At 59.6% G+C, this 12656-nt stretch carries 10 protein-coding genes; 6 read left to right on the plus strand and 4 right to left on the minus strand.

Annotated features, from left to right (window positions below; genetic code table 11):
* The first annotated feature begins 28 nt into the window (after nt 1-28).
* Complete coding sequence (locus tag GOB82_RS02115; protein ID WP_166118998.1) at nt 29-1336, plus strand: zinc ribbon domain-containing protein; 1308 nt, start codon at nt 29-31, stop codon at nt 1334-1336.
* Between the two features lie 78 nt (nt 1337-1414).
* Here GOB82_RS02115 and GOB82_RS02120 read toward each other — a convergent pair whose 3' ends face one another.
* Nucleotides 1415-1828, minus strand: a complete 414-nt coding sequence (locus GOB82_RS02120; protein WP_166119000.1) for a hypothetical protein — start codon at nt 1826-1828, stop codon at nt 1415-1417.
* 381 nt (nt 1829-2209) lie between these two features.
* Here GOB82_RS02120 and GOB82_RS02125 point away from each other — a divergent pair, with 381 nt between their 5' ends.
* The 5 genes from GOB82_RS02125 to GOB82_RS02145 all read left to right on the plus strand — a co-directional run bounded on the left by GOB82_RS02125 (nt 2210) and on the right by GOB82_RS02145 (nt 8416).
* Complete coding sequence (locus tag GOB82_RS02125) at nt 2210-3994, plus strand: ATP-binding protein (RefSeq protein WP_166119002.1); 1785 nt, start codon at nt 2210-2212, stop codon at nt 3992-3994.
* Entirely contained in the window at nt 3984-5975 is a 1992-nt protein-coding gene (locus GOB82_RS02130) for a response regulator (protein ID WP_166119004.1), read from the plus strand. The genes GOB82_RS02125 and GOB82_RS02130 overlap by 11 nt, the downstream gene beginning before the upstream one ends.
* A 79-nt stretch (nt 5976-6054) precedes the next feature.
* Nucleotides 6055-6660, plus strand: coding sequence for an ATP-dependent protease subunit HslV (hslV, locus tag GOB82_RS02135; protein ID WP_166119665.1), 606 nt, complete (start codon nt 6055-6057; stop codon nt 6658-6660).
* Complete coding sequence (hslU, locus tag GOB82_RS02140) at nt 6660-7973, plus strand: ATP-dependent protease ATPase subunit HslU (protein ID WP_166119006.1); 1314 nt, start codon at nt 6660-6662, stop codon at nt 7971-7973. Before hslV ends, hslU begins: the two co-directional genes overlap by 1 nt.
* A complete protein-coding gene (locus tag GOB82_RS02145) occupies nt 7973-8416 on the plus strand; it encodes a SufE family protein (RefSeq protein WP_166119009.1) in 444 nt (147 codons plus the stop codon). Before hslU ends, GOB82_RS02145 begins: the two co-directional genes overlap by 1 nt.
* 308 nt (nt 8417-8724) lie before the next feature.
* Here the strand turns inward: GOB82_RS02145 and GOB82_RS02150 are convergent, their stop codons facing one another.
* From GOB82_RS02150 to GOB82_RS02160, 3 genes are all read right to left on the minus strand, one after another.
* Entirely contained in the window at nt 8725-9591 is an 867-nt protein-coding gene (locus tag GOB82_RS02150; protein WP_166119011.1) for a hypothetical protein, read from the minus strand.
* A gap of 272 nt (nt 9592-9863) precedes the next feature.
* On the minus strand, nt 9864-12188 hold the full coding sequence (locus GOB82_RS02155) for a xanthine dehydrogenase family protein molybdopterin-binding subunit (protein ID WP_166119014.1): 2325 nt from the start codon (nt 12186-12188) through the stop codon (nt 9864-9866).
* Nucleotides 12181-12654, minus strand: a complete 474-nt coding sequence (locus tag GOB82_RS02160; RefSeq protein ID WP_166119016.1) for a (2Fe-2S)-binding protein — start codon at nt 12652-12654, stop codon at nt 12181-12183. Before GOB82_RS02160 ends, GOB82_RS02155 begins: the two co-directional genes overlap by 8 nt.
* Nucleotides 12655-12656 lie beyond the last annotated feature (2 nt).

The following is a 12656-nucleotide window of genomic DNA, read 5'->3' on the forward strand; positions in this document are numbered from 1 at the left end:
CAAGAAGCGCCGTATCAAGAGAATGCTGATGAGAATTGTCTGCCCGTCATGTGGCGTTGCCTATCAGGTCCCTGCGGCTCTTCTTGAAAAGCGGCATGTCCTCAAATGTTCTGCTTGCGGCGTCAAATGGCGCCTGCAACCTCCTGCTGAAGCCCCTGCCGCCGAGCAACCGCAGGCGCAGGCTCCCGTTCAGCCGTCTCTCCATGTCTCGGATTTCCTGTCGGCCGATCCGGAAACAGGCTCCCGCTGGGATGATGAACCTGCTGCGCAGCAGGCATCGGCACAGCCGGAGAGCCATGTACCTTCCGGGGTAGATGAAGCCGAACCCGAGCCTGCTCTTGCCGGGCAGGAACCTGATGCCGGGCAGGAACCTGAAACGGCGGAAGCTGCCGCCGCTGCGCACGATGCGCATGAGGAGGCCGGGCACGAGACCGGATATGAGCAGGAGCCGTCCGAACACGGGCAGACGGAAGGCGAACCGGAACATGCCGACCATGAACCGGCTGTTGGCGAACCGGTGGACGCTGAACCGGCAGAGCAGGGGCACGCTGTATATGAGCATGCGGAACATGCTCCGGCAGAGCAGCCTGTCGGGTTGGAAGCTGAAACCCATTCCGGTCTGCCTGTTGTAGAACAGGTCGAGCCGGAACAGGCGCACCCTGCCACGCCGGTTTCTGCGCCAGAGGGGCATGAAACGGCAGATGTTTATGCGGAAAATACTTCTGCGCAACCGCACCATGAAGAACCGGAGCAGCCTGCTCCGGTTGAGGCGGAGCACGTTTCGCATCCTGCGTCAGAGGGCACGGGAGATGGGGATTTAGCGGCGGATCATGAGACCAGCCGGGTTTCCGCGCCGCTCAGCGGGGTTGCGGCATCGTCTTCGCTGAACCCGGAACCGCCCCGGCCTGTTGTGCAGGAGGAGCCGAGCAGCCAGAGCCAGCCTTTCCAGTTTACGGCGTATGCCCGCAGCACGGGCGCAACCCCGCATGGCCACCCTTCCACGGGGCGTCCAGTTGCCGAGGCAGCGCCTGAGCCGGAAAGCCGCGTGCAGGCCGGATGGAAAGCAGGCCAGAAAATCGCGCAGGACGTGGCGCAGACAGCCAAAGTTGGTGCTGTGGCGGCGTACAGGCAGGTGGCGGCAAAGGGTTCGGAACTGGGCGGGCGCGTGCAGGAGATTGGCAGCCTGCGCGAGCTGATGCTGACAGAGGTGTTCTGGCGTTGGGCGTGGATTGTCAGTCTGGTGCTGGCTGTTCTGGTGCTGCTGGCCGGGGCCCACTGGTGGCATGGGCTTGTCCGGCTGTGGCCAGCCGCAGCCCGCCTGCATCAGCCCGGCTAGCGGGCTTTAAACGTCATATTGCCTGCCGGAGGGCAGGCATGCGGCTTCGGACGCGCCAGATGCCGCCGCAGGATCTGATCAGATATTGCGTCCGGCCAGAGTGGCCAGTGTTGCGCCAGCGGCGGCCAGACCCATCATCAGGATGCCATCCCAGACCATGCCGCCGGCTGTCAGTGTATGACCGGCGATGGTAATCTGCGTGGGAATGGCGGACGCGACATTGGCAATGGCGTCCCGCGCCTGAGGGTCGGCCGAGGCGCTGACGTGCGAGACTGCGCCAATCAGCGCAGGCAGGGCCTTCCATGCCACACCGGCAATCAGCAGCAGCGGGGCAAACAATTCCGCCAGTTGCTGAATGAAATAGAATGCAAAGTAGCAGACTGACCAGAGGCCGGTACGCGCCAGTTTCATCACCATGGGGGAAGACCCTTGTGAGACGGATGAGAAGGAAAGAGGCCGATGCGTATCAGCGCGATAAGGTGTCTGGTCCATAAGTGCGGGTTCCCTCAAAAATCTTGCAAGGCGTGGGTGTGGCGCAATCAGACATCCAAAGCGCGCACGAAGTTAGCCGGGATTATACACAAGTGCCGCCTTCGGCACACGCCGCACTGCTCAAAAGGTGGCGGGTGTGGCTTTCCCGCTATGGGACTCCGTTCCGCATGAAGGGAGGCAGGCCTTCGGCTGTCCGTTGGTAACGCATTCGCGAGCAGACGAGGCGGGCGGGATTTGGTTAGATGAATTCACGCTCATGAACATGGGCCACCTGTGATCGTCCTGCGTGGGCTTGCTGTAGTAAGGCGGGAACACAGGAAACAGGACGCCTGAAAACGTGAAGCATGCTTGGGAACAACCGGTGGGGAACGCGGGACTTTCATGAATATCCTCTCATGTAACATTTTGCTGGTGGGGCTGGATGCCATCAGATGTGAGGATTTTTCAGCGCTCCTGAGCCAGCGCGGGTTTCAGGTCAAGGCGGTGGAGAACGGCAGGCAGGCCTTTGAAGGGTTTGAGGCGCACCTGCCGGATCTCCTGCTGGTGCCTGCCACTCTGCCTGATATGTCCGCCGGGCAGCTGTGCCAGCGGATGCGGCTGAACGCGGCCACGCGCGGTATTCCGGTTGTGGTGGTTACGGACACACCGGATGCGGACCTGGAGCAGATGATTCTGGAGCAGGGGGCCGATGCCTGTTTTTACAGTCAGGCAGACCCTGTTTTCCTGATGTTTCGTATCTGTGCCCTGCTGCGGGAATATGATGAGGATGTCATTTCCCGCGGGGGTGCGGCGTTTCGTCAGCCCAGCGTGGCTGTGGTGACAGCGCCGGGAGGCCTCCTGTGGGCCTGGCAGGGTGAGGGGCGGGAAGTGCCACCTGTGCTGCCTGACCTGCTGCGGCGGCAGGGGGATGTTGTCACCCTGATTGATGATCCGGAACGGTTTGACCTTGCGGACTGGCCATCAGGGCGGCCACAGCCGGACTGTCTGGTGGTGGACCTCGGCTGCCCGCGGTTTGACGGGTTTGCTTTTGCCCGCACTGTGGTGGCCATGCGCCGCCGGACGCGGCAATGCCTGCGGGTGCTGGGCATGGCGGAAAGCGGGCAGGTATCCGGCCAGATGGCCAGTGTGGCCTTCAGCGCCGGGGTGGATGATCTGGTGGATGCGGATATCGCGCCAAGCCTCCTCGTGGCGCGGGTGGGGAGCCTTGTGCGCCGCAAGATGTTGCAGGACGAAACCCGGCGGGAAGAGGCGCATATTGAAAGCGCCCGGGCCCGTATGGCCCTTGCGGATGCCCTGCGGCGGGTGAATGCAGATCTGGCCGCGGCCAACCGTAAACTGATAGAGGCACAGGCCAAACTGGTGCAGTCCGCCAAAATGGCCTCACTGGGTGAACTCGCCGCCGGCATTGCGCACGAGTTCAACAACCCGCTGGCGTTTGTGCTCGCGCATGAAAATACGGTGAACAGGGGTATTACCCGCGCCCTGCAGGCCGTGCGGGAAGGGGATACGCTGGCGGCGGAACAGGCTCTGGCAAAAAGTAGCGAGCGCCTGACATCCTCCCTGCTTGGGCTTACCCGCATGCGGGATCTGGTGGTGAGCCTGCGGCGGTTTTCACGGCTGGAGGAAGGGGAGTTCAGCAGGCTGGATGTGCCGGAGGCCATTGCCATGGTCCTGACACTGCTGGCTCCTAAGCTCGGGCAGGAAATCAGGGTGGTGTGCGCGCTGGAAGCTCCACCGGAACTGTTCTGTCAGGCGGCGCTGGTTAATCAGGTTGTCATGAACATCGTGAGTAATGCGGCAGATGCCATTATGGAAAAGCGGCGTGAGAACGAGAGTGCCGTGCTGACTGCAGGCACGGAAGACCGGATTGAAATCACCTCTTGCCTGGAGCCTGCTCCTGCGCGGGGTGGGCAGGATTACGTGATCACGATCAGTGATACAGGGCCGGGTGTACCCAAAAGCCTTCAGGAACGCGTTTTTGAACCCTTCTTTACAACGAAACCTGTAGGCTCAGGGACCGGCCTTGGTCTGGCAACGGCGTATGGTGTTGTGCAGGCTCATGATGGAAGTATTGTTGTGACAGACGCGCAGGAGAATGGTGGGGCCTGCTTTATTTTGCGCGTGCCCTATCGGGCTGAAGAAGAGAAGCGGACCAATGCTGCCTGACCCTGACAAACGCGCCGTTATCCTGATTGTGGATGATGAACCGGAAATTCTGGTTGCCCTGACGGATCTGTTTGAAGACACGTATGATGTGCTCTCCGCATCGTCGGGTGAGGCCGGGCTGGCCGTGCTGCGGGGGCGGCCTGATATTGCCGTGATTATTTCAGACCAGCGGATGCCCGGCATGACGGGAGACGTGTTTCTGGCGCGCGCCAGAATGCTGTCCTCCGCCGGTGCTCTCCTGCTGACGGGCTATGCGGATATTTCCGCTGTGGAAGCCGCCCTGAACAAGGGGCAGATTTCCTTTTTTGCGTACAAGCCGTGGGATGATGAAACCCTGCTCTCCATGGTCGGGCAGGCGGCCTCACGCTACCGTTTGGAAAAAGAGCTGGAGTGTGAACAGCTTTTGCTGCGCGGCCTGCTCGATAACCTGCCGTTTGGTCTGGGGTTCAAGGAGCAGTCCGGCCGGTTTATCCGCCTGAACAGGCAGATGGCGGAGCAGTTTGGCCGGAGTGTGGATGCCTGCGTGGGCCGTACGGAAGAAGAACTGGTTGATGCCTCCCGGCTGGAAAGCCTGCGGGATGCGCGAGTAGTTCTTGAGACATCCGGGCGCGATCAGCAGGTTTTGCAACTGACAGATAAGAGCGGCCAGAGCCGCTGGCATGATCTGACACGCGTGCGGCTGGACAGCACCCCGGATGGGAGCAAGCCCGGAGATGCCTCCGGTCTGGAAAATTACTCCATCCTGATTGATCGGGACGTGACGGATCTGCTCACCATAGAGCAGCGGTTGCGGCAGGCGGAAAAAATGCAGGCCATCGGGACACTGGCTGGTGGCATTGCGCATGATTTCAATAATCTGCTGACAGCCATTCTGGGGTCTCTTGAACTGGTGATGGACCTTGAGCCTCCTAAGGAGCCCGGCGTGGCGCGCTTGTTCCATAACGCGCTGGAAGCGGCCCGGCGTGGGGGGGCTCTGACGCAGAAACTGCTCGATTTCAGCCGCCCCCGCCACCTGATGTGCCAGCAGGTGGATTTGCGCGCCCTGATGGCCTCCCTGCAAAGTTTCATGACACAGGGCCGGGTGCCGGATGAAATTCAGGCAGTACTGGGGGCTGAGGCCGTTTTCTCCGGCAGCCGCATCAGCACCGTGCGGTTTGACCTGCCGGAGGCTCCGCTGCCGGTTGTGTGGACGGATGCCACGCAGCTTGAACTGGCGGTGTTCAATCTGTGCGTGAACGCGCTGGATGCGCAGCCGGAAGGCGGGGCGACCACCGTTTCCGTGCGGCAGGCCGCGCGGCCGCTGGGCCGGACCGGCAGCGCCCCCCATGGAGAAGCCTGGGTGGTGGTGCAGGTGATGGACCGCGGTGTGGGCATGACAGAGGAAATGCAGGCCCGTATTTTTGATCCGTTCTTTACAACAAAGGATATCGGGCAGGGGACGGGTCTTGGTCTCTCCATGATCTATGGCTTTATCAGCCATTGCGGGGGTGAGGTCCGGGTGGAAAGCGTTCCGGGGGGTGGCACCTCCATTGAACTCTGGTTGCCCGCCATGACGGAAGAGCGGGCACCAACCAAACCCGCCACACCGCTGCGGGTTCAGGCGGGGCAGCCGCTCCGCTCTCCTGCCGTGCACGGGCAGAGCATTCTTGTGGTGGATGATGAACCCGGTGTCCGGGCCGTGACAGCCGGGTTCCTGCGCCGGGCGGGGTATGATGTGCTGGAAGCCGCCAGCGGGCTGGAAGCTCTGGGGGTGATTGCAGACAGGAGAGATATTGCTCTGGTGGTCCTGGATGTGATGATGCCCGGCATGAATGGGGATGAAGTGGCCCGCCGCCTGCATGATGTGCGCCCCGAGCTGCCCGTGCTGTTTGTTACCGGCTATTCGGACAGGGCCTTGCTCCCGGCGGGCGTTACGGTGCTGCACAAGCCCTACACGCGGGATGCTCTGCTGGGGGATGTGAGCGCCATGCTGGCAGCATGAGGGGGCATGCCAGCGGGCGGAGGACTTCCTGCGGGTTACCCCTTGTGCTGGCGGCAGGAACGCTTATCTCTTTGTGACTATGCAAAGCTTTCAGACATCCCCCTCTTCGCATGATCCCGTCGGATGGCACGGGACAACAATCCTCTGTGTCCGGCGAGGCCCGAAAGTGGCCATGGCCGGAGATGGTCAGGTGACGCTCGGCCAGACCGTCATCAAGGGCAACGCCCGCAAGGTGCGGCGGATTGGCCCTTCCGGCTCCATTCTGGCCGGATTTGCCGGTGCAACGGCAGATGCCTTCACCCTGCTGGAGCGGCTGGAGGCCAAGCTGGAGCGGTACCCCAACCAGCTTGAGCGCGCCTGTGTCGAACTGGCGAAGGACTGGCGGACAGACCGCTACCTGCGCCGCCTTGAAGCCATGATGGCCGTGGCGGACGCCGAACACTCCTACACCCTGACCGGGAACGGCGATGTGCTGGAACCGGAAGATGGTGTGATTGCCATCGGGTCTGGCGGAAACTTTGCGCTCTCCGCAGCGCGTGCCCTGCTGACAGTCGAGGAGTTGGATGCAGAGGAGATTGTCCGGCGTTCCATGAAAATCGCTGGTGATATCTGTGTGTATACAAATTATTCCGTGACGGTTGAAACGCTTGAGGCGTCTTCCCTGACCGGTAAGGACTCTTTGTGATGGATGTGCCGACTTTTTCTCCGAGGGAAATTGTCTCGGAGCTTGATCGTTTTATTATCGGGCAGGCGGACGCCAAGCGGGCGGTGGCCATTGCGTTGCGCAACCGCTGGCGGCGGGCGCAGTTGCCGGAGGCTCTGCGTGAAGAGGTTGTGCCCAGAAATATTCTGATGATCGGGCCAACAGGCTGCGGTAAAACCGAAATTGCCCGCAGGCTCGCAAAACTTGCGCAGGCGCCGTTCCTGAAAGTGGAAGCCACCAAGTTCACGGAAGTGGGCTATGTGGGGCGTGATGTGGAAAGCATTGTGCGGGATCTGGTGGAAGCCTCCATCACCATGCTGCGGGATGTCAAACGCAAGGATGTGGCAACCCGTGCCGCTCAGGCTGCGGAAGACCGCCTTGTGGAAGCGCTGGTGGGTGCCGGGGCTGCCGCCGAGACCAAAAACAAGTTCCGCACCATGCTGCGTGCGGGAGAACTGGAAGACAAGGACGTAGAGATTGCGGTGGTCGATGCCACGCCCTCTGGCGGTGGCGAGATGCCGGGGGTTATGCCGGGTCAGGTCATCAATTTTGGCGAGATGATGAAAAACCTCATGAACCGTGCTCCGCAGCAGCGCCGCCTGAAAGTGGCCGCCGCGCGCGAGTATCTGGAGCGTGAAGAAGCCGACAAGATGCTTGATACGGAAGCGCTGACACGCGAAGCCGTGGCGCATGCGCAGGATAACGGCATTGTTTTTCTGGATGAAATTGACAAGGTCTGTGGGCGTACGGCCGAAGGCGGTGGCCGCAGTGGGGATGTCTCGCGCGAGGGGGTTCAGCGAGACCTGCTGCCGCTGATTGAAGGAACAACGGTTTCCACCAAATATGGTCCGGTCAAGACAGACCATATCCTGTTCATTGCCTCCGGTGCGTTCCATCTGGCCAAACCGTCCGACCTGCTGCCGGAACTGCAGGGGCGTCTGCCAATCCGGGTTGAGCTTCAGCCGCTCTCCCGTGAGGATATGCGGCGTATTCTGACAGACCCTGAACATTCTCTGCTCAAGCAATATACGGCGCTGCTTGGCGCGGAACATGTCGCGCTGACCTTCTCTGATGGCGCGGTGGAAGCGCTGGCGGATCTGGCGACCGACATTAACGAGCGCGTGGAAAATATTGGCGCGCGGCGTCTGGCGACCGTTCTGGAAAAGCTGCTGGAGGAAATTTCCTTCACGGCCTCTGACCGCACGGGCGAGACCATTCACGTCGAAGCCTCTCTGGTTCACGAAAAAGTTGCTCCTTTGGCCCGTAAGGGTGATCTCAGCCGGTTTATTCTGTAATGGACGCTCCTTTCGTAATTCCCGAGGAAGCAACCGCTTCCGAAGCCATTGACGCTATTCGTGATGAGCTGGATGTTTTTGATGACTGGATGGAACGCTACCAGTACATCATTGAAATGGGCCGCAAGCTGCCGCCCTTCCCGCCGGAATGGTGTGATGATGCGCATCGGGTGCCGGGCTGCCAGAGTCAGGTGTGGCTGGAAGCACGGGAGGAAGGCGGCAAGCTCTACTTCGCCGGGCTTTCCGATGCCGCTATTGTCTGCGGTCTGGTAGCACTCCTGTTGCGTGTCTATTCAGGGCGATCTTGTGCTGAAATCATGAATACAGACCCGAAGTTTTTACGGGATCTTGGTCTGGTTCAGGCGCTCTCCACCAACCGTGGAAACGGCGTGGAAGCCATGGCACGCGCAATCCGCTCAGCAGCGGCAGCGCAGACAGCCTGAGACAGGAGGCATCGCATTTTTTTTGCGATGCCTCAGTATTGTTGGGAGGCTTTCATAAGGGGGTGTTCTTTTCCATGGAGAATGCCCTCTTGTGAATACTACATATTTTCAGAATTACTCTGAGAAATTCTGATAGCATTCAAAATTCTGCAACAGACATGAAACTATTCACCTGCGGATTGCGTGCGTGAGGTTGTCCAGCGCATGTCCTTCCGGTTTTCTGCATTGCATGCGGGTGGTTTCAGTCCGAACCATGATGCTCTCATCAAGTTGCAGCAAACCTATCAGTCGTAAACTTCTGAAATCACTCAGTTCGTTCTGGCTAACGCACAGTTAGGGTTTTCTGTTTTCAAAACCTTGATAATTTCTTTTTCCGATGGGGGATGAGCGTAGATAGAGCGGATCGACATCCCGCATGTATCCATCAGCCATGCAACATCAAGATGATAGCCTCTGTATAGTCTGCTTTGTTGATAATCGAGTGCAGGATCATTGGCTTTCAAGAGTCTTATATTGTCCGCGATGTCAAAATCGCCAGCTTTGCCGACATAGTCTGCGTATCCTTCATTCAGCCATGTCGGGTAGAACGGGAGGTAAAAGCGACCGAAAGCTCTCGCCTGCATTACGTGCGTTGCTTCATGAGCGATGAAGTAAGAAAGGGGGCGATGCGCTGCGTCCCGCATTGGTCCTTTGCGTGGGGAAACAATCCTGTTTTCCGCAATAACAGAGTTACGGATATAGATATTGGGTGTGAGCCACGAATAGACCATGCCGCCTACTTTGGTTTGGAAAAGGGCATAAAGCCCCAACCGCCAAGTCGCATTGCAAAAGAAAACTCGAAATTTCTGGTCTGAGGAATATAATTCCGACGTGCTCATCCGTCGCGTCGCATCGTCCAGCACGGTCGAAATTCCGGCATCAATCGGTCGATCGGACCAGACGTCAAATTGCCGGTAGCTGGTATGATATGCGAAAGCGGGCTGCGGATAAGAAAGCACCCCGAAATAGCTCATAACGACGGCACCCAGGCATAAACCGGGCCAGCGCAGGATTCTCGCGCGCGGTTTCCAGTGGAGAGTGATCAAGGTTTTACGATCCTTCAAGGCAGGATCAGGAATTCTATCAATCAAAATGATGTCGAGTAAAATTGCGTATTGCTCTAACCGCTCGGTCAATATGCTGATTATGGCTCTGCTGCCAACTGGATAGTGTCATTCCAAACTCTTCTTATACGTAGGCATCCGGGGCCCGTATTGTAGTGTGCGCCACTACATCAGGCTCAAGTCAAAGGGAGTGAGGCGTAATAAATATCCCTGTGGATAAATATCCCTGTGGGTTACGGGGCAAACAATCGTTTCCAAAGCAGAGGGTGAACAGAAAAAACCGGCGGCTGAAAACAGCGCGCCGGTTTTTGTAACCCGTTTATCCGTTCAGGAAAAAACCTGCTTTATGCGGGTGTTTTCTCAGAAAGACCTTTCAGGACATCCGCGGGGCGGATGGGCTGGTGGCGCACACGGACACCCACGGCATTGAACACGGCATTGGCAATGGCCGCACCAATGGTGGTCACACCGGGCTCACCCAGCCCCATGGGCTTTTCGGTGCTTGCAACAAACTCGATATCCATATCCGGGGTGTCGGGAAGGCGCAGCGGTGTGTAGGTGTTCAGATTGCGGTCCCGCACCATGCCGTTTTCGATTTCGGTGTTCTCAAACAGCGCCATGCTCAGGCCCCACAGAGCGCCGCCTTCCGTCTGGGCCATGGCGCCATCCGGGTCTACAATGGTCCCGGCATCCAGCACCAGCCAGATTTTCTGGCAGGTTACAGCACCCGTCTTGCGGTCAACATGCACCTGTACCGCGCCTGCCGTCCATGTCGGCATGGCGCGTTCCTGCCCGAAGGTGGTGGCAATGCCAATGGCCGTATCCGCGGGCAGTTGCGTTTTGCCGTATCCGCATTTTTCAACCAGACGCTTGAGCACATTAGCCTGTCGGCTTGCGCCACCCACGGAGTCCGGGGCCTTGCCTGCATTGCGGCCTTTGGCGGTCAGCAGGGAGAGGCGGAAGTCAACGGGGTCATGCCCCAACTCATGTGCCAGCTCATCCATAAACGCTTCAAGTGCCCAGGGTGTCCAGCCGGAACTTACGGAACGCAGCCAGCCGGGGCGGAAAGTAGCATCGGCCAGATCATTATCTAGTGCGCGAACGCGCATCGGGCCAACATCATACCAATGGTCAGCGCCAGCAATGGCGAACTGATCATACGGCTTGCCGTCGGCGCCTTTTTCCATGAAGGCCGCAGCCATCACGCGGGTGGGCCAGCCTGCCGAGGCATGGTGCTGCCAACCCTTGAGATTTTTCTGCTCATCCAGAGCCACGCGCACGGTCTGGATGGATGGGGAGCGGAGGGAGTCAAACTGCACATCATCCGAGCGGGTCAGGATTAGTTTGACAGGCTTGCCATCCAGCGCCTTGGAAATCAGCGCGGCGGGTACTGCGTAGTCTCCATTCAGGCGTCGGCCGAAGCCGCCACCCAGCAGGTAGGTGCGCATGACAACATCTGTTTCCTTGACCTGAAGCGCCTTGGCGATAACAGGCAGGAAAAGAGACTGCCACTGGTTCCCGCAATGGATTTCCCATTTGCCATCCTGCAGGCGAGCCAGAGCGTTCAGGGGCTCAAGCTGGTAATGCAGCACGGAGGCGCAGGTATAGGTGCGCTCGAACACCTGTTTGGCACTGCTGAAGGCGGCATCCACGCCTTCATCATTGAATACGCAGGAGCCGCCGGTTTTCTCGGCAATCTGCTTGCGGCCATGTTCGATAATGTCTTTTTCCGAAACATGAGCCGTCTCGCCCGGTGTCCAGACGACTTTCAGCGCATCTGTCGCGCGGATGGCGGCAGGGTAGGACGAGGCCAGTACGGCAACCCAGCCCGGCACGGTTTCGGACGGATCTTCCAGAACGATATAGCGCAGATAGCCCTTGATCTTTTTGGCGTCCGTATCGTCCACCGAAACAACCTTGGAGCCATAGCGGGTGGGCGGCATTTTGGGTCGTGCATAGACCATACCGTCCAGCTTGGCATCAATGCCGTAAATGGCAGCGCCAGTGGTTTTGGCCGGAATATCCAGCGCCTTGACTTCCTTGCCGATCAGGCGGCGTTCGGACGCAGGCTTGAGCGGCAGCTTTGCCATCTCCTCCGGGCTGAAGGCGCGGGTGGGGCGGGCGTGGCTGACAATATCGCCAAAGGAGATGGAGCGGCTTCCGGCAATCACGCGGCCATTGCGCGCAATGCAGTTGGCGGGGGAGGTGCCAAGCAGTTTGGCGCCTTCTTCCACCAGCACGGTGCGGGCCGCGGCTCCGGCCTGACGGAAGATGTCCCATGTCATCCACACGGACCATGATCCACCGGTAACCATCAGGCCCCATTTGGGGTCTGTATCCACATAGGTGATGCGGACTTTGTCCCAGTCGGCTTCCATTTCGTCCGCAATGATACGGGCGAGGGCGGTGCCGACATGCTGGCCCATTTCCGCGCGGATGATGTTGACGTTCACCACCCCATCCGGCCCGATGGCGCACCAGATGGTGGGTTCAAACGCGCCATTGCCGGGCAGGCTGGCGTTCTGCGGGAAGGTCTGGGCCGCGCCAGCTTCACGCGTGAAACCGAACATGAGGGCCGAGCCGAGGCCCGTCAGCAGAACACCACGGCGGGAAAGGCCTCGGCCTGCCGCGCGGTCCTGCCGCGCCGCAATGCGTTCAAGTTTACCCATTGGACTTCTCCTCACGCATGGCGGCGGCGGCTTTCTTGATGGCCTTGCGGATGCGGATATAGGTCATGCAGCGGCACAGGCTGCCGCCCATCACGCCATCAATTTCCTCATCCGTCGGGTCCGGATAGTCTTTCAGCAGGCTTACGGCCTGCATGATCTGGCCGGACTGGCAGTAGCCACACTGTGGTACCTGAATATCCCGCCATGCCTGCTGCACGGGGTGCTCACCCTCGGGGTGCAGCCCTTCAATGGTGGTGATTTCAGCGCCTTCAATGGCGCTGACGGGGGTAATGCAGGAGCGGGTGGCGCGGCCCCCCACATGCACCGTGCACGCCCCGCATTGGCCCACGCCGCACCCGAACTTGGTGCCGGTCTGGTCCAGCTCATCACGCAGGGCCCAGAGCAGGGGGGTATCGTCTGGCACATCGACGGAAACGTCACGGCCATTGAGTTTGAACTTGATCATGA

The organism is Acetobacter farinalis, from assembly GCF_011516935.1.
Lineage (GTDB): Bacteria > Pseudomonadota > Alphaproteobacteria > Acetobacterales > Acetobacteraceae > Acetobacter > Acetobacter farinalis.

Coding starts and splice junctions, on each gene's coding strand:
- GOB82_RS02115 (WP_166118998.1), top strand. CDS start 29: ATGAGAATTGTCTGCCCGTCATGTGGCGTTGCCTATCAGGTCCCTGCG.
- GOB82_RS02120 (WP_166119000.1), bottom strand. CDS start 1,828: ATGGACCAGACACCTTATCGCGCTGATACGCATCGGCCTCTTTCCTTC.
- GOB82_RS02125 (WP_166119002.1), top strand. CDS start 2,210: ATGAATATCCTCTCATGTAACATTTTGCTGGTGGGGCTGGATGCCATC.
- GOB82_RS02130 (WP_166119004.1), top strand. CDS start 3,984: ATGCTGCCTGACCCTGACAAACGCGCCGTTATCCTGATTGTGGATGAT.
- hslV (WP_166119665.1), top strand. CDS start 6,055: ATGCAAAGCTTTCAGACATCCCCCTCTTCGCATGATCCCGTCGGATGG.
- hslU (WP_166119006.1), top strand. CDS start 6,660: ATGGATGTGCCGACTTTTTCTCCGAGGGAAATTGTCTCGGAGCTTGAT.
- GOB82_RS02145 (WP_166119009.1), top strand. CDS start 7,973: ATGGACGCTCCTTTCGTAATTCCCGAGGAAGCAACCGCTTCCGAAGCC.
- GOB82_RS02155 (WP_166119014.1), bottom strand. CDS start 12,188: ATGGGTAAACTTGAACGCATTGCGGCGCGGCAGGACCGCGCGGCAGGC.
- GOB82_RS02160 (WP_166119016.1), bottom strand. CDS start 12,654: ATGATCAAGTTCAAACTCAATGGCCGTGACGTTTCCGTCGATGTGCCA.